The 17392-nt window shown below is 67.6% G+C and carries 12 protein-coding genes; 2 read left to right on the forward strand and 10 right to left on the reverse strand.

Features of this window, described 5'->3' with window-relative positions:
• Nucleotides 1-221: 221 nt before the first annotated feature.
• From AC0I8G_RS22845 to AC0I8G_RS22855, 3 genes are all read right to left on the reverse strand, one after another.
• Nucleotides 222-572 carry a DUF6308 family protein gene (locus AC0I8G_RS22845; protein ID WP_471731994.1) on the reverse strand — a complete coding sequence of 117 codons (351 nt, stop codon included), beginning with the start codon at nucleotides 570-572 and terminating at the stop codon, nucleotides 222-224.
• Nucleotides 566-1021, reverse strand: coding sequence for a DUF6308 family protein (locus AC0I8G_RS22850; protein WP_471731995.1), 456 nt, complete (start codon nucleotides 1019-1021; stop codon nucleotides 566-568). The genes AC0I8G_RS22845 and AC0I8G_RS22850 overlap by 7 nt, the downstream gene beginning before the upstream one ends.
• A gap of 603 nt (nucleotides 1022-1624) precedes the next feature.
• Nucleotides 1625-1777, reverse strand: coding sequence for a hypothetical protein (locus AC0I8G_RS22855; protein WP_471731996.1), 153 nt, complete (start codon nucleotides 1775-1777; stop codon nucleotides 1625-1627).
• A 451-nt stretch (nucleotides 1778-2228) separates the two neighbouring features.
• Here AC0I8G_RS22855 and AC0I8G_RS22860 point away from each other — a divergent pair, with 451 nt between their 5' ends.
• Complete coding sequence (locus AC0I8G_RS22860) at nucleotides 2229-8498, forward strand: RHS repeat-associated core domain-containing protein (protein ID WP_471731997.1); 6270 nt, start codon at nucleotides 2229-2231, stop codon at nucleotides 8496-8498.
• A gap of 674 nt (nucleotides 8499-9172) precedes the next feature.
• Entirely contained in the window at nucleotides 9173-9451 is a 279-nt protein-coding gene (locus AC0I8G_RS22865) for a hypothetical protein (protein ID WP_471731998.1), read from the forward strand.
• 159 nt (nucleotides 9452-9610) lie between these two features.
• Here AC0I8G_RS22865 and AC0I8G_RS22870 read toward each other — a convergent pair whose 3' ends face one another.
• From AC0I8G_RS22870 to AC0I8G_RS22900, 7 genes are all read right to left on the reverse strand, one after another.
• Nucleotides 9611-10519 (reverse strand): TatD family hydrolase, encoded by a 909-nt coding sequence (locus AC0I8G_RS22870; RefSeq protein WP_471731999.1) that lies wholly within the window; start codon nucleotides 10517-10519, stop codon nucleotides 9611-9613.
• Nucleotides 10506-11852 carry a queuosine biosynthesis protein queC gene (locus tag AC0I8G_RS22875; protein ID WP_471732000.1) on the reverse strand — a complete coding sequence of 449 codons (1347 nt, stop codon included), beginning with the start codon at nucleotides 11850-11852 and terminating at the stop codon, nucleotides 10506-10508. Before AC0I8G_RS22875 ends, AC0I8G_RS22870 begins: the two co-directional genes overlap by 14 nt.
• Nucleotides 11849-12568 carry a hypothetical protein gene (locus AC0I8G_RS22880; RefSeq protein WP_471732001.1) on the reverse strand — a complete coding sequence of 240 codons (720 nt, stop codon included), beginning with the start codon at nucleotides 12566-12568 and terminating at the stop codon, nucleotides 11849-11851. Before AC0I8G_RS22880 ends, AC0I8G_RS22875 begins: the two co-directional genes overlap by 4 nt.
• Nucleotides 12569-12717: 149 nt before the next feature.
• Nucleotides 12718-14505: a KAP family P-loop NTPase fold protein gene (locus AC0I8G_RS22885; RefSeq protein ID WP_471732002.1), complete on the reverse strand. Its 1788-nt coding sequence runs from the start codon at nucleotides 14503-14505 to the stop codon at nucleotides 12718-12720.
• A 136-nt stretch (nucleotides 14506-14641) separates the two neighbouring features.
• On the reverse strand, nucleotides 14642-15487 hold the full coding sequence (locus tag AC0I8G_RS22890; protein ID WP_471732003.1) for a nucleotidyl transferase AbiEii/AbiGii toxin family protein: 846 nt from the start codon (nucleotides 15485-15487) through the stop codon (nucleotides 14642-14644).
• Nucleotides 15484-16155 (reverse strand): type IV toxin-antitoxin system AbiEi family antitoxin domain-containing protein, encoded by a 672-nt coding sequence (locus AC0I8G_RS22895; RefSeq protein ID WP_471732004.1) that lies wholly within the window; start codon nucleotides 16153-16155, stop codon nucleotides 15484-15486. Before AC0I8G_RS22895 ends, AC0I8G_RS22890 begins: the two co-directional genes overlap by 4 nt.
• A 500-nt stretch (nucleotides 16156-16655) precedes the next feature.
• Complete coding sequence (locus tag AC0I8G_RS22900) at nucleotides 16656-16898, reverse strand: hypothetical protein (RefSeq protein WP_471732005.1); 243 nt, start codon at nucleotides 16896-16898, stop codon at nucleotides 16656-16658.
• Nucleotides 16899-17392: the final 494 nt, after the last annotated feature.

Raw genomic sequence — 17392 nt, forward strand, 5'->3', positions numbered from 1 at the left:
CCGATTGCACCCGCCCCGTACCCCTACCCCGTCCTGTACCGCTGACTGGCCTTCCATCGGAACACCGTGCGCAGCGCACTGCAGAACCGCCTGCGCGAGAAGTGGACCCCACTGGCCAGCGACGGCAATCTGGCCCTGTACGAGATGGAATAGCAGCGCGAAGCAGCGGGTGAAGCACTGGTACGCCCCTGACGACCGTGACCTCCTGCCGGCACCCACGATCAGGAACGCTCAAGGCCGCGCACCGAGGTCGGCACGCCGGGGCACCCGGTGGCACGGTGCTCAGGGTGATGGCGCATCCACGCGAGGACGTCCAGGACACGCAGCACGCTGACTCCACCGTCCACGCTGACTCCACCGTCCACGCCGGCTTGCTCGCGCACCGCCGCCAGCCGCCCCGCCAGATCGGCGTCGTGGTCGGCGAAGTGGGCGACCAGCCACTCCCACGGGTGCGCAGGGTGGCCGAAGGCGCAGCGCACCACGCGGTCGTAGACCGGCACCACTGCGGGGCGCTTACACGCCAGCAGCTTGCTGGCCGTGACCCCCTTGACTCCGCGCTGAGCGTTCAACAAATCCCACGCCTGCCACAGCGCCTGACCTTCCCCCAGGTACGCGGCCGCGTCGGATCGATGATCGCGGCCTGGCGCGGCACCCTCGCCAGCAGCAGCGCGACCTGCTTACCGAGGTCGCCCTCCAGCAGCGGCAGGACGACATCACGGGGAACGCTGACACTGAGCAAGGTGACGGCAACGATGTCGTCGCCGTGCAGGCGATCGGCGGTCGCCGGGCGATCCCCACCGCCGGCGAGGGCCTCGAAGCGGGCCCCGGTCCAAGCCGGTGCTCCGGTGCTGGTGCGCTGGGTGAAGTACGCCTCGAGGTGAGCGACAGCATCCGCGTCGTCGACCAGGGCCAGCAGCTGCACTCGAGACAGCGGCACACGAAGCTCACCGGCGGCAACGTGGACGGTATGGGGGGACATGAGACGACCCTGGCGCTCGCCGGCGTCGGGGTGCTCGTTCACGCGTGGGAGCACCCGCCGCTGGGCAGTGGCCACCGCAGGGCGGGGTCTGGTGCGGCGCGGGTCCGCGAGGGCCGCCCGTGATGCTCCTGGCACCGACGACACGCGGCCGTGTCCGCGCCAGCAGGGGCGGTCAAGCCTGGGTGATGTCCGTGATGGGCCCGTAGCACCACGGGGTGGTCCGCGCACGTACCCGTGCACGTATCCGTGGTGGCACCGGGCTGTGCTTGCGGCCGTCAGCGATGGTGGTGAGGAGGAGGTCGTCCCCAGACAGCGTGGCGATGAGGTGCAGCGACGGAAGCACGATCCGACGTTACGGGCGGGACGTTGGCCTGTACGCGTTGCGGCGCCAACGAGGCTGAGTAGTCGGTCATACCCACCCTGCGGTGGGTCAGTACGACATCGGCGACTGCACGAGCACCCCTCAGCTCGACGCTCCGGCCGTCTGACCCCGCAGATTGCTCATCGATTTACTAGAAATTTCACAGAAGACTACTACCCAACGCAATGGTGTGCTTACGCTCTGTGCGTGCTCGGTTGATCAGGCTGACATGTCCACAGCCTGGGCGGGCCCTTGAACGGGAAGCAGGTCGCTGTGCACGCTCGTCACGCGTTCAGTTCGATCCGCAGCTGGCGGGCCCGCAGGCTCGTCGGGGGCGCGGTCACCGCCGCCGCCGCGACTACCGCCACCGCCACCGCCGCGACCACCGCCACCACCGCCCTGGCCGGCGTGGTCCAGGGGGTGCCTACTGGGCTCACGCCTCACCCGCAGGGGCGAGCTGTGAGCACGTCCGGCCTCAACGTCACCGGCGCCGCCACAGCGCGTGCCGGGCGAGGTGCTGGGTCAGGGCCGACCCCGGGGCTGCGTGAGCACTCGAGGTGGCGCGGGAGCTGGGTCCAGCTCCTCGTCGGAGTGCTGCTGGCGGCGTTGATGGCGGGAACGATGACCTGGACCTCCTCGAGCGCCGCCGCTGCCCCTGTTCCGGTTTCTGCTGCTGCTGCTGCTGCTGCTGGCGCCACGGCGCAAGGTCAGGTGGTCAGCCAGGCGCAAGCTGCTGTTGCTACCCCCACCAACGTCGTCGCCACCTCCCACTCCATGGGCCTCGCCGTGAACCTCACCTGGACCGCGGATCCCGCGGCCAGGTCCTACCTGGTACACCGAGGGAGCACGGCGGCCTTCACCCCCAGCTCGGCAACGGTGCTGAGGCGCGTGAGCCAGCCCCGCTTCGTCGACGACGCGGCCACAGCGGGCAAAACGCTGTTCTACCGCATCGTCGCCGTCGATGCCGCAGGTCTCAGCAGCGCCCCCTCGAACGTGGCCTCGGTCAGCACCCTCGACGGAATGGCCGCGCACCGCAGCAAGGCCGCGACCTGGCTGAGCGGCCAGCAGGAGCAGTCCCAGGGCTTCCGCATGACCTTCGACGCCAACTACCAGGGCTCCAACTACGTGGGGCCGATCAGCGGGCACATCGCCGACATCGACCAGCTCCCCCGAACGTTGACGAAGAACCCGTGGATCAGTTTCACCCAGAATTACCCCGCGAGTTACACCGGCCCCGTCAACGGTCGCTGGGCCAACATCACCTCCCCGGAGCGCTACGAAGTCCGGGTCTACGCCCACCCCGAGGGCGACATCGAGTACCGCCAGGGCACTCAGGGCTTCGCGCTGAACGCGGACGGGACGTGGTCCAGCGGGGCCGTCTCGGTCAACCTGGGAGCCAAGATTGCCCGGGTGGTCCTTCGGGGTGCGGTTGAACCCGCGTGGCCGCAGCGAGTTCAGAACGAGGCGGCCAGCGACTCCAACCTTCCCGCTGAGTCGTTGGACGCCGTCGAGGTCCAGGTGTTCTACCGCACCGACATCGACTACCTGCAGGACACCGTCGCGCTCAGCCCCGACGGCACCTGGATCACCCGCTTCCCCCGCCCCACCAACGGCGCCTCCGTCATCGCCCGACTGGTCAAGAAGTCGACGAAACGGACCATCAGCTCCACGGAGTGGGCCGCGGACACCAGCTACCAGGGTCTGGTCCGCTCCTTCACCATCCCCTTCGACGACCCCGCCTACGGCTACGAAGGCGACTCCACCCAGCGCACCGGCTACCGCCTAGAGCAGCGCAGCTGGATGTATGACGACGCGGTCGCGACGCTGGCGTACCTGTCCAACGACCAGCCGGAGCGGGCACGGGCGGTCCTGGCGAACCTGTCGCAGGTGCAGCAGCCCGATGGGTCTCTTCCCTTCTCCGCTGATGTCTATCGCGGCCAAATCTATGAGGTGTACGTCCGCACCGGCGCCCTCGCCTGGGTCGCCACCGCCGCCTTGGCGTATGAGCAGCGCACCGGGGACCCGTCGTTTCGCTACCTCGCCCAGCGCACCGCGGACTACCTCCTCACCCTGCAGGTCAGCGACCCGGGCGACCCGAAGTACGGAGCCATCCGCGGCGGCTGGGGTCGCTACGACGAGAACTACGACTTCATCGAGGGCTACGTCGGCTTCGCCGGCACCGAGCACAACATCGACTCCTACTTCGTGCTGCGCGACATCGGCTACACCACGGGCGAGCAGCGCTACCTCGATGCTGCCGAACGGGTCAAGCAGGCGTTGCTCACCAAGTTCTGGAACCCCACCGAGAAGCGCTTCAACCAGGGCATCGACGACCCGGCCAAGGCGCTGGACGCCGGCAGCTGGGGTGGGCTGTTCCTGAGCGCCATCGGTCGCGAGGACATGGCGCGTGATTCCCTCGCCTTCAGTGAGCAGTTCCGCGTGGAGGACGCCACGATCGAGAAGTGCTCGCAGGCGGAGTGCTACAACCAGACCTACTCCAGCGCCGGGCCCATCGACGGCTACCGGCCCTATCTGGAGACCACCGGGAACTACCCCGGTGCGCCCGCCACCGTCTGGGCCGAAGGGACCTGGGGTCAGCTGCTGCTGCGGCTGCGACTGGGGCAGGACATCACGGCTGACTTGCAGTCCATGCAGCGCCTGCAGGACGCGGATCCTCGTGGTGGATACCTGCAGGTGACCCGCGGCGCGGCGTCTCTGCCCTATGAGTTCCACGCCTGGCCGGCGGTCGGTGGTACCGGGTGGGCCGCGATGGTCATGAGCGACCCGAGCTTCTTCTGGATGCCGGACAAGTGGGTGGAGGAGCGACCCGCAAGCGTCGTCGCCGGCCCCACCGAGCCGGGGGAGACCACCGGCGGCAACCCCGCCCAGAACTGCACCCAGTCCTGCGCGGCGGACCCGATCAACACCGCCACCGGTGAGTTCTTCCTCGGCGCCACCGACCTGAGCGTGACCGGGCGCGGCCTGGCCTTGAGCGCGGCCCGGACGTATTCCACCAACCGTGCCGCCCAGGACGGGCGTTTCGGCTATGGCTGGAACGACAACCTCAACATCGGCCTGCGGATCAACACCAACGCCACCAACACGGCCAACCCTGGAGCGGGAACCGCTGCCACCCTGGCCACCGCCTCACGGGTCGACGTCATCCAGGAGACCGGCGCGGTGGTCACCTTCGCCCGCGACGGCCGCGGCGGGTTCATCGCTCCTCGACGCACCCTGGCCAGCCTGACCCGCAACGGTGACGGCACCTACACCTTCGTCCGCCGTCAGCAGACGACGATGAAGTTCAGCGCTGAGGGCCGGTTGATCTCGGTCACCGACCCGCACGCCAACACCATCACCCCCAGCTACAGCACCGCCGGGGTCCTGCAGAAGGTCACCGCGGCCTCGGGGCGCAGCCTCACCTTCACCTACACCGGCACCCGGATCACCAAGATCAGCGATTCCGCCGGTCGCAGTGTCTCCTACGCCTACAGCAGCGCCGGGGACCTGACCTCGGTCACCGCCGTCGATGGCGCGATCACCAGCTACGCCTACGACAGCGCCCACCGGTTGACGTCCATGACCAGCCCGGCCGGGTTGGTGACGACCAACACCTACGACAGTTCCGGGCGGGTCACCCAGCAGGCCCAGACGGTTTCGGCCACCCAGACCCGGGCCACGACGTTCGCCTACAGCACCGCTGGCGGAACGGGTACTGGCGGAACGGGTACTGCTGGCGGAACGGGCGGGGGTGTCAGCGACGGGAGCACCACCATCACTGACGCCAACGGCATCAAGACGGTGGAGACCTACACCGACGGCATGTTCAGCGCCAAGACCGTGGCGGCAGGCACCGCGGTGGAAGCCACCTGGCGCTACACCTACACCGCGGCCTTGAACATCGCCACGCTCACCGACCCGCTGGGACGCATCACCTCCACCGCTGACGACACCAACGGCAACGTCATCCGCCGCAGCGACCCGTCGGGGAAGAGCACCAGCTACACCTACGACACCCTCGGCAACCTGACCTCCAGCACCGACGCCGCCGGCAAGACCACCACCTTGACCTACGACGCCACCAGCAACCCGCTGACCAGCACCGACCCCACCGGGGCAGTCACCACCAACACGTACAACCCCGACGGGACCCTGGCCACCAGTACCGACGCTCTGGGCGCGAAAACCACCTACGCCTACACCGGCGCCGGGGACCTGGCCCAGGTCAGCGCACCCACCGGCGCCATCACCGCCTACGCCTACGACGGCGCCGGTCGGATGACCGGTGTGACCAGCCCCACCGGTCGCGTCAGCACCATCACCCTGGACGCGGCCGGGCGGCCGGTGAAGGTCACTGCCGCCGATGGCGGCATCACCAGCTACACCTACAACGGTGACGGGTACCTCACCTCCCGCACCGACGCCCTGGGCCGGGTCGACACCATCACCTACGCCCTGACCGGGGAAGTGCTCACCGCGACCGACGCCCTGGGCAAGGTCACCACCTACGGCTACGACGCCGCCGGGCGCAACACCACGATCAAGGACGCCAACGCCCAGACGACCACCCTGACCTACGACGCCGTCGGGCAGGTCATCAGCACCAAGGACCCGCTGAACCGCACCACCACTTTCGGCTACGACCAGGCCGGGCAGCGCACCACCGTCACGTTGGCGTCCATGGCGCTCACGACGACCAGCTACCACCCTGATGGAACCGTGGCCAGCGTGACCGACCCGCTCAAGCGGGTCACCACCTACGCCTACGACGCGGTGGGCCGGCCCGCGGCGACCACCGACGCGCTGAAGCGGACCTCCAGCGTGAACTACGACGCGCTGGGACGGACGGTGGCGACTGTGGCCGCCGACGGCACTCGGCAGTCCTGGACCTACGACAAGGTCGGCAATCAGCTCAGTTTCACCGACGCCGCCGGCCGCACCAGCGCCTACACCTACGACAACGGCAACCGCCGCATCAGCGCGACCGTTCCTGGAGCCGGTAAGACCACCTACGCCTGGACCCTCGAGGACGAACTGGCCACCGTCACCACCGCCGCCGGGGCCGGCGCCATCAACAGCTACGACACTCTGGGGCGCGTCACCAAGATCGACTACACGGGTACCACACCGGACGTCACCTACGCCTACGACAAGGCCGGTCAGCGCACCAGCATGGTCGATGGCAGCGGCACGACCAGCTACACCTACGACAAGACCGGCAACGTCTTGACCACCGCCGCACCGGCCGGGACCACCAGCTACACCTATGACGCGCTCGGCCAGCAGACCTCCATCGCCTACCCCGACAAGCGCAAAGCCACCTACACCTACGACGCCGCCGGGCAGATGACCAAGGTCACCGTCCCCACCGGCGCGGCCAACGGTTCGACCGTCCCCACCGGCGCCACCGCCGCGGCCACGTTCACCTACTTCGCCGACGGCCAGCTCAGTGCCCGCATCACCGGAACGGTCAGTGGGTCCACGACCACCAACGTCGCCGCAACCACTGCCGCCTACGACGCCGCAGGGCAAGTCAGCGCCTTGCGGGCCACGGCCACCACCGCAGCCGGGGTCACCACCGGGGACCCGTTGGTGCGCTACGCCTACACCTACGACGCGGCCGGTCAACTGGCCGGGCAGGCCGTCACCGGTAGCGGGCTGGACGCCTCCCGCAGCTACGGCTGGGACACCCGCGGACGATTGGCCCGGGTCACCAATACCGCCGATGCCAGCGGCGCCACTTCCAGCACCAGCCAGGCCGGTGTGTTTACCACCGACGCCATCGGCAACCCCACGACCGTGGCCGACGGCATCGCGCTGACCTACGCCACCTCCGGTCCCAACGCGGGCTTGCTGACCACCCGCACCCCGCGGGCTGGGCCGGCCACGACGTACGCCTACGACGCCAACGGCAACCGCACCAGCGCCACCACTACCCCGGCCGCTCCGGCCGCGGCCAGTACCACCACCTACGGCTACAACGCTGCCGACCAGCTCACCACCGTCACCCAGCCCGGGGCGAGCATCAGCTACGGCGTAGACGGTGACGGGCTGCGGGTCAAACGCACCAAGACCCCTACCGCCGCGGCAGCAACCAGCGAGTCCTACGTCTGGACCGTCGGTGATGTCCCACTGATGCTGGCCGACGGCGCTAACGACTACGTCTACGGGCCGACCGCCACCTCGACCACGGCACCCATCGCGCAGATCAACCGGTCCACCGGTGCGATCACCTGGCTGCACCACGACCTGACCGGCTCGGTCACGACCTTGACCAGTTCCACCGGAGCCGTTACTGGACGGGCCGCGTACAGCCCGTACGGAACCCTGGAAGCCTCTACCGGGACGTTGTCGCGGTTCGGGTTCGCGGGGGAGTACACCGATGCCGATACGGGCCTGACGTATCTGCGCGCCCGAGACTACGATCCGGCCACCGCGCAGTTCCTGACCCGGGACCCGCTGGTCGATCTGACGACCCAGCCGTACGCCTATGCCGCGGGTAACCCGTTGCAGCGGGCCGACCCCACTGGTCTGTTCTCCATCAGCCAGGCCTGGAACAGCTTGCTGCTCTCCGGTCCAGCCGACGTCCTGTACAACGGTTTGACCAGTGACGTCGGGGCAAGCGTTTCGAACTACTTCATCGGGTTCGGTGACGGGGTCACCCTGGGTCTGACCAAGCAGATCCGGGACTTGGCTTCTCCGGGCTCCTCGTGTTATGTCGATAGCGGCAGCTGGCAGTACATCACCGGCGCAGGACTTGGTGCTCTCACTGCCCTGGTCCGCGGAGGGGGCGGGCCTGCTGTTGCAGGTAGAGCCGCACCAAAAGCCACAGTAGAGTCAGGGAAATGGGACTACTTCTTCGGTCGTGTCACCTCCAACTCGCACAATCAGGCGCGTTCGCTTTCGATCAGAGATCAACTTGGTCGAGTAGGGGTGCATAACAACGAACAGGGTCGTTCGCTGCTCCAGCGTCATCTGGATGACGTCGTGAAAGACGACTCAAATATCTCGAAGTCTTGGACGACTGAGTTTGGTGACTTTGTGACACGCGACTCTCTCCTGGTTGCCCCAGGCGGCTTTCTCAAACTGGAGACGTCCTGGCAGAAGGTGCAAGATGGTTGGAGACTAACCACGATGATTCCGTTTGGTGGAATTTAATATGAGTCACTTTCCAGATGAATCCGATTTGATCGGCCTCCCGTTGGAGGTTGAGTCTGACGGCAATGAACCCTGGGTCACTAGGGTGAATGGCAGGCTGGAAGATGGGAGGATTTGGGTTGCCAGCTGGGATACCGTAGCCTTTTCGTTTGGGTTCTCACTTGCAGAAACTGACGGGATAGATTCAATTTCATTCTCGAGTGAATTTGTTGAGTCTGTGAATGTGGTTTGGCGGTCGGGTGTGGAACTAGTGGCGACTATTGCCGGAGAGGGATTTAAGGGATTAGTGGAGGTGAAAATTTCCGGGTCCGTGCAGATATACCATCATCTTCTTCGCGCTTGAAAGTTTTCTTGTCACGATTTCACGCAAGGTCCTGTGAGATGCATCGTTGTCTGCCCGATGCTGAAGGTTGGCAGCGCCACACTCCGCAGTAGGTCTCGACCTGTGCCCGGTACTCCGCCTAGGTCCGGTTGCACTGGTGAAACGGGCAAGGGTGGTCCCCTGCGAGTTTGGGACCGCCCTTGTACGTATGGACCGCGTGCGAACCGGGTCAGGCGCCGATGTCGGGGCGTCGGAGTTGCGGACTCGCTGTGTAATCGTGTCAACGCGTGACAGTGTGATGGCTGTGGGAAATAACATCCCGCCTTTGCCGCCCCTGACGTCTGCCCACCACGTGGCCATTGCTGCCTACGAGATGACGGCGAAAGTCGCAGAAGTCACCGCAGAGCTGTCGGTCGGGACGCCTCCCTTGTCGGGTGCGGACTACAAACAGAAGGTCCAGGCAGCTCTCGATGCGTTCAACGTGGTGGCCACGGCGCAGGGCATGTCGCCGTCGTCGGCCGTCGGCTACGGCAGGCAGGTGACGAACATGGCGACCAAGCTGAGCCACCGCATCACATCCGTCCGGCCGCATTCGTATCGCGCCTGGTGGCAACGACTTCTGTGCCATTGAGCACGTAGAAAGGGCCCGACACTGGGGGGACGGAAGCCGGGGCGGCCGCTGCGCCGACGCTGATCTCGATGCCGCGCAAAGTGGTGACGGCGGTGTAGGGGCCCCCGCTCGTGGGCCAGGTGCAGGTAGGTGTCGGGCGGGGTGGCGTCGAGCGCAAGCTCACAAAGTCGATACGTGAGCGAGCGTGTCTCGCCATGCTGTGGGTAGCCGGCCTGTGACACCAGCGGTGTCGGTGAGGCGCCGCAGGTTGACGTACCAGCGTTTCCGGATGACGGGCTCGTTGAGGCCGTGTCGTTCCGCGAGTCGGCGTTCAAGTGTCCGCACGTCGCCGGGTCGGTTGGCGAGGATGGTGCGCCGTGAGGCGGGGAAGTCCGTCTCGGGCAGTATCCGGTCGCTGGGGATCGCGGCTAGGCACTCGTCGGTCATGGCATGGTTGATGGAGAAGTAGCAGCCCAGGGCTGCTGCTTCGGCGATCTGCTCGGTGGTTCCGTTGAACCAGTGCAGGATCGCACCGGGGTGGGGCTGCTGACGGAGGAGGGCAAGGAGCTCTCGGGTACGACCGGTGCTGTGCAGGGACAGCAGAACCGGGCGACCTGTGCAGGCCTGGAGGATCGTCTCCAGCGCATGTGTTTGTGGTGCAAGAGGCCCGCGGCGGTCGAGGCCAACTTCGCCGATGAGGACGAAGTTGTCCAGCAGGGTGGCCAGTGCGTGTGAAGAGGTCCGCTCCAAGGCCTCGAGGGCGGCAGGGGCGGCGGGATGCACGCCTAAACCCCACAACAGGGTGTCGTCGCGTCGGCGTGCGGCGGCGCGGGCTTCGGCTGGGCTGCGGGTCATTGCGAAGACCAGCGCGCCGTCGAGGCCAGCGACTTGACGGGAGGTGAGGTCGGGGGCGATGTGGGCGTGGCAGTCCAAGGGTGGCAGCTGCTGGAATTGGTGTTCTTGTGAGGTGTGCTGAGCGGAAAGGTGATCGGCGGCGGACCGGTGGGTGGGAGAAGACAGGATGGCGGGCGCCTCCCGGAGAGGCGGCGAGGTCGACGTTTTACTTTGGGGTCGATCAGTGGGGAACACGGGAGAGCTCCTTGAGGCCGCGGTGGCACAGGGCGAAGACGGCGTCGAAGTCGGTGTTGGGGGGCCACATGCCCGCGCCGAGGATTCGGTGCTCGGGGATGCCGGCGGTGGTGGCGGTTCGCCAGGCGTTGATGTCGTGGCGCCTAATTTGCTGGACCTGCCGGGCTAGATGGGAGGAACCGGTTCCGGTGTAGGGGGTGTAATCGATGACGCCCGCGGCCAGGAACGCGGCCCGGCGCACGAGGCAGGCGATGCACAGTCCGCACTGGGTGTTCGCGTCACCGCCTTTGGGACGGCCGGCGTTGATCTTGGCGCAGGAGACGGTCTGAGCGGCCAAGGTCACCAGCTCAGTCGGCGCGGTTCCCAGTGCCTGTTTCACCAGTTCACCCTTGGTGAGGTGGGCGTGCGGATTCTCCACGCTGACGTTTAGTTCCAGTTCTTGCAGGAGCCCGATGATGCTGTGGAAGGTCCATGGGTGGGTGGAGCGGGTGGTCAGGACCCCGCCGCGGGAGGGTTCCAGTGGTGGGTTGATGCTGGTGAAGCCGTTCTCGGGAACCAAGACCCGCTGGGCTCCGGTACCAGTGGCTGCAGCGACGGCCATGGCGACGAACAGCAGCGAGCGGGTTTTGGGCGTGGCGTGATGCGCCTGCCCCTTGGGGCGTAGGGCGTACTGCTCGTACATCCGGGGAGGGGTGTCGGCTGCGAAGTATGCCTGCAGGCGCTGCTGGGCGCGCCGAACGGCGGTGGCTGTCTCGGCGTGTCCCAGGAAGCGCACGCGGCCCGGCTGACGGGTGCGCAGCAGGGCACCGCAGAAGGAGTCCAGACCCCCGGAGAGCAGGACGATGTCGTCGGCGATGGGAACGTCCAGCGGCCGGGTCGTGGTGATGGCCTCGCGGTGGGCCAGTACACAGCGCAGAGCCCACTCGTCGCCGGTCAGCCAGTGCAGCAGATCGACGAGCCGTTCCTTGACCTGCTCGGTCCAAACATCAGGTTCCTCGAGGTGGACGGTGAGGCGCAGATGGCGGGTGAGTGTCACTGGTGGTTGCGACGCACTCTTATCCGCCAGGTAGGCGGCGGTGACGACTCGCAGTAGGTCTCGCGCCCGCACTGAGGGCGTTCCCAGTTCGGTGAGAGACCAGCTGAGGTCGCTGCGCAGGGTGGTGCTGTGCCCGGGGTCTTGTGGCCACTGGTACACGGTGATTCCGGTGTTGGCCCTGGCATCGAGGCCAGAATTGGGAGCCGTAGTGCTCGTAGCGTGAGTCGCAGAGTGAGAGTGCTGCAGGCTCACCTTCGGGCTCAACTCCGGGCTCAGCTCTACGTCCAGCTTGCTCATGAGGTACTCCCGTAGATTGCCAGCACCTGCTCAGCCAACTGGCTGGCCCGGTCGATGAGCTGCTGGGTGCTCATCCTGCTCCGATCTCGGCGCCCACTGACCCGCAGGACATTGCGGATGTACTTCTTGATCTTCTTCTCCGTCGCGGCGGCTTCCCGGGCCGGCACCGGGTGACGGCGGCGCTGGGAGGTCAGCTGCACGAGCACGTGTTCGTAGGTGAGGTTACCGATGAAGGTTTGTACCAGTTGCTCCGAGGACAGCTCACGCCTGCTGCGCAGCGCCTCGCGCATCGTCTTCGTCGTCGCCGCCTTCAGCGCCGCGTCCTCGGGGTGGGCTGGCGCTCCGAGCAGAGCATCAGCGATCGCGCTGCAGCGTGCCCAGTCACTGGGCAGGGTCTCGAGGGCGTTCAGGTCAAGCCCCAGGTCCGCCAGGGCGGCCGTGTCCTGGGCGCGCAGCGCTTGAGCACCGGCGAGCGCGCTGGCTCCACGAGCGGCCTGGCGGCCGAAGGCCCGGCCCGCTCCTGAGCCTGTCGAGACACCGGATCCTCCGCCGCCACGGTTGAAGGTGTACCCGCCCGACGATGCGGCGCGCGCAGGTCGCAGCGAGGCAGCGGGGTAGGTGGTGCCCGGCGCGGTCGCCGTCGGCGCCGCGGTGGGAGCCGTCGTAGTACCCCGCAACGCTGCCGCCAGCGAGGCCATCAGGTCAGTGATGGACATATCCGCGTCCTGGGGCGAGGTCTCCTCAGGATCAGTGTCGACGCTGGTGTTGCTCGGGGCCGCGCCGTCGGCGACAGCTTGCTCGTAGGCCTCCTGCGCGTCCGCCCAAGACGCCGACCCGCTGCCGCCGTAGGCTCCGGAGGTACCCATCAGCCCGGCTGATGCTCGCGGGCTGCGCGAGCAGCTTCCTCGTCCACCCCAGGGGTACGCGTGATCGCGTCCCGGACGTCCGGGAGGTCGACGATGAGCGGAACGTGGTGCGCCTGCAGCCGCACCAGCACCGCTGGCGTGCGCACGGCGGCGGCGATGCCAGCCTCGAGCGAGGGGTTGGCGGTGGCTATCTGCTGCAGAGCATCCAGGGCTGCTTCGGGATCCTCGGCGCGGGAAAGGTGCTGAGCCAGCGCAGTGATCAAGAGCTGCTGCGTCTCCAGCTGCTCGGCGATCACGAGCTGCACCGCCTCGGCGCGTACGGTCTCTGACTCCTCCAGCAATTGCTCCAGCAGGGCGCGCTGGCCGGCGTCGAGCGCACCGCCAAAGCGCACATCGGAACGCAAACTTGCCGCAAAGCTGAGGTATCGGTCAATCTCGCCGCCTCTCCCGGCTAGAGATGGCTTCGTCGCCGCCCACGCCCGGGTGAGCTCACCAACCTCATCCGGCTTCGCACTCGACGTGGCGTCCGTGTCTGCGTCGCTAGCCGTGGCCCAGTCCTCCCAGCGTTGGAGAAGGTCGGCCCGCTGCCCGGCGGGCAACTCGATCAGCACCTTGAACTCCTGAGGATGGCGCAGCTCCAGCACGTACATCCGTGTCAGCATCCCCAGTGGTAGGCCGACGCCAGCGATCTGGGCGATGTGCTGACGAACGGAGAGATTGTTCAGGAACCGCTTGACGGCTCGCGGGGTACGCCAGGCGTCTGCGGACAACCCGGTGGAGATGCTCGCCGCCATGTTCATCGCCTCAGCGTCAAGTTCAATCCCACCGCCATCACCAACCACAACGTAGGGAGCACTGCCCTCCTGACGGCGCTCGCGGGCGCGCTGCACCATGGCTGCGTGTTGCTCACCGGTCATCTGGGCGCTGCGGCCGGCCAAGAGCAATGCGATGTACGCCTCGGTGTCCTCCAAGGTCAGCACCGGCAGCGAGATCGGCAGCTGGACAATCTTCTCGGTGTACATCGCCGCGAACTGGCCGTTCTTCAACCCGCCCAGGTGTTTGTCCACGCTGGCACGCACCAGTTCCTCATCCGCCGCGATGACGAAGGCCATCTTTGGCACCGACAGGAAAAGTTTGATTGCCTCCAGAGTGGCGACAGCTGCCGCTGGCAGGCACCGATCAAGGTCGTCGACCAGGACGACGACCTTGCTCAGTCCCAGGCCTTCCGTCGTCAGCAGTTGCGCCAGGTCCTCGCGGAAGCCGGCCATGGTCTGCGGTTGACGTGCAGCAGTGTCCTCGTCATCGGGATCGGCCGGCGTCAACGCGTCGACGAGGCCGGCGATGTCCGGTGTCATTGTGGCGGCGCTGGTCACCAGGACCGTGGCGACCCGGCCCCAGGCGATGCGCTTGCGCAGGTCGTTCAGTTTGGCCTTGACGATGTGCCACCGGGTGGGATCGTCGCTGCCCAACCGATCGCGCAGCTCGGCTTGCAGTGCGTTGAGAACGAGCGCGATCAGCGTGCCGCGCACGTCCTGGCTGTCGTCGAACTCCCAGGGGTCGACGCGAACCACGAGGATCTCGGGGGCGTCTTGCAACTGTTCGGCTACGAGGTTGAGGACGGTGGACTTGCCGCCGCCCCAGGCGCCTTGGATGCCCACGGTAATCGGATCGAGCCCGCCGGAGCGAAGGGCGCGAGCGACCGCGTGGGCTACGCCGGCGAACCCGAGCAGGTCCTGCACTGCGGGGTTGTCGTCGAACAGCGGGGCGAGCACGGCGTCGTCGACCATGGCGGCAACCTTCCACGTAGATGGAACACCCGCGCAGGGCGGGCACGAGCAAGACGTTGGTCGTTGTGTTCGTGGTCATCAGGTGCGTGAGCACCGGGTGAGCATCACCGGGCGCACCAGCACCTCCGCAGGCCATTCAGGTCATGTGGGTGGCCAACCGCTGTAGGTAGCTGTTGGCCCAGTTGACGGCGTCATCGAGGGTGGGGTGGACGTCGAGGCCGGTGGCGGCCTCGGCGTAACGGGTTTTCCAGCCGGGTCCGGGGGTGACGGTAGCGGGGAAGGAGTGGGCGCGGCGGAAGGCGAACAACCGTCGGGTGGCTTCGGCGACGTCGATGTCGTCGGTGTCAGGGGCGAGGAGTTGCAGGTCGACGAGGTCGTGGGCGCGTTCACTGCCGGGTGCGGTGCAGGCGTGGATCTTCTGCGCGATCTGCAACGGAGCGGGCAGGAGTCGCACCGGCTGCGGGGTGGGCAGACCCAGCTCGGCGAAGAGGGTGACGACATCCTCAGCGAGGTGGTGCTCCAGAGGGCCGCCAAGGGCGTTGAGTTCGTCGTAGCCGATCTCCAGGGGAAGGCTGAGGAACGCTTTGCCGTGGTAGCGCAGCTTGATGGTGAAGGGGCGCATGACGTAGCCAGCGGGGACACCCGCGGGGGTGGGCGGCACTCCGGCATTGACTTGGCCGGTGAAATGTCCCCAGCCGCTGTCCAGGGCGGTGGCGAGGTCGGCGACGAAGGCGTCAATGTCTTCACGCACTGCGGTGTCCAGGTCGCGGCTGTCGCGGGTGAAAACATCACCCAGGCGCAGCTTCAGCCCTGCGCCACCCTTGATGGCCCCACCGGGCAGGAGTTGAGCGACGACGAGCTGGGCGATGGTGACCTGCAGCCGGCTGGTGGTTTGGCCGCGCGTGCGTGCGGCGGTGGTGATGCGTCGCTGGAGGACGGAGAGGCTGCCGGGGTCGGCGGGAGGCTGACGAGGAATGCTCATGTGGAAACCTTGGTGCTGGTGCGGGTGGTGGAACGCAGACGGGAACGGGTGGATCTGCTGGGACGGGTACTGGTGCTCGGGCGAGCAGGGTGGGGTGTCGGCGGGTCCACTTCGACGCTGAAGTCTGCGCTCACTCCACGGCTCAGCTCGACGAGTAGTCGCTGGGCGGTCGCCTCGTCGATGAGGCGGCGCTCGCGGGCGTCGTGAACGGCCTGGAGCAGGCGCTCGGTCATGACGTGGTCGCGGCAGGCGCGGATCGCGGCGGGGATGGCCATCGTGGGGACGCCGTCGACGTCGGTGACGTCACCGGGGGGCAGGTGGCGGCGGATGACGCGCACGGTGGGGGGAAGGGTTGCGCGGATCCGGTCGGGGGTGGCGACGCTGATGTGGCGGGGGTTGACCAGGGCCAGGTCGTGCAGGGCGAGGACGGAGTCGTCGGCGATGGCGGCGTGCGGGCCGGCCAGCGCGACGGCTTCGGCGTATTCGCTCAGGGGGGTGGGGGGGACTTCGCTCATGCGGTAGACGCCGTAGCCGAGGCGCTCGAGGGCTCCGCGGTGGGCGAGCTTGCGCAGTTCCACGGCGGGGACGCCGAGGCGCTCGGCGTCGGGGATGGTGATGACGCCGTGGGTGTCGAAGGCGCGCCAGCGCAGGGTCTCCCGGTAGCTCAAGTCGTCGCACCTCCACCCATGACTTTGACCTGCAACTCAAGTGGCTCAACCGTACCACTACCGGTACGTTTTAGTTGTCGATCTAGCTGGCTCGCCCAGCGGGCCACGAGCAGGTCGCGTCCGACCGCTACGCCGCGGCAGCGCGGCCGGGGATCGGGTGCGGGACGTCTGGTACCCCGGTGGTGCGGGCGAACGTGAAGACGGTGACGGTCGTCCGCGAGGGTCGGCATGTTCGGTCCGCGCACGACTCCGTGGCAGGAGGTCCAGGCCTACCAGCGAGGTGCAGACGGCGTCGAGGAGCAGGCGGTGGAGGGGGGGTGAGCCAACCCCTGTTCACGGGTGTCAACCCCACCGGCGGCGACGTGCCGCCCGGGGCCGTGGGACGCGCGTCTGAGTGCTCTTCTCGCGCGGTGGTGGTCACGGGCCCGGGGTCGGGCCGGTGTGCTCGACAGGGGTCCGCAGGAGGTCACCCACGGCCCGCACGAGGTCGTCCAGGGCGCTTACGGCGCCGGTGGGGGTGACGTCGCCGTCAGGACGTCCAGGACGAGCAGGAACAGTGCGGCGGCCACGACGGGCGCCGCGAGGACGACCACGACGCGCAGGAGCGCCAGCAGCAGCGGCAGGCCCGGCGGCGGGGTGTTGGCGGGGGTGGGGTCGCGGAGCAGGTAGGCGGCGGTGATGACGCCGCCCGCCATGAGGAGGAGGGTCACGGCGGCGGCGGTCAGCAGGTGTGTGGTGGTCATGGTTTGGGTCTCGCTTCCGGTTCGGGCGGTGCGCGGGTGGTGCGGTCGGGTGGTGCGTCGACCCCGCGGCGTTCGGAAACGACTTCCGGCGCCGTGAGGTCACCGGGGAGGGTGGATGGGTACTTCGCGCACGGCACTCGACCCAGCTCGGCGGTGCAGGGAGTGGGTACGGAGGAGGTCACCGCGCGGCGACCGCGGTGCTCACGGGAGGTCAGCGCGCACGCCGGGCCCCTGTCTTCTGGGCTGGTTTGAGGCACGAGCACTCTCGGGCCGCCAGGCCCGACCTCAGGGGTCGCCGGGGGAGAGGGCGCAGCCCGACGATAGTTGCCTACAAAAACTAGAAACTACGAAACCCGACGGGTTTCGCACCGCGCCAGCGGGGCGAGACACGTTGTACCGCAACTACTTTGGAACTCCAGGCCGCGCCAGCGGCCACACGGTGCACAGCTCGCGCGCCAGCGCGAGGGCACGAGGCGGCGCGCCAGCGCGGGCCC

It is taken from the genome of Kineococcus sp. AC630, assembly GCF_979255925.1.

What these genes read in the sequence shown, in the direction of transcription:
- AC0I8G_RS22875 (WP_471732000.1), bottom strand. Translation starts at nt 11,852, where the DNA reads ATGAGCAAGCTGGACGTAGAGCTGAGCCCGGAGTTGAGCCCGAAGGTG.
- AC0I8G_RS22880 (WP_471732001.1), bottom strand. Translation starts at nt 12,568, where the DNA reads ATGTCCATCACTGACCTGATGGCCTCGCTGGCGGCAGCGTTGCGGGGT.
- AC0I8G_RS22885 (WP_471732002.1), bottom strand. Translation starts at nt 14,505, where the DNA reads ATGGTCGACGACGCCGTGCTCGCCCCGCTGTTCGACGACAACCCCGCA.
- AC0I8G_RS22890 (WP_471732003.1), bottom strand. Translation starts at nt 15,487, where the DNA reads ATGAGCATTCCTCGTCAGCCTCCCGCCGACCCCGGCAGCCTCTCCGTC.
- AC0I8G_RS22900 (WP_471732005.1), bottom strand. Translation starts at nt 16,898, where the DNA reads ATGACCACCACACACCTGCTGACCGCCGCCGCCGTGACCCTCCTCCTC.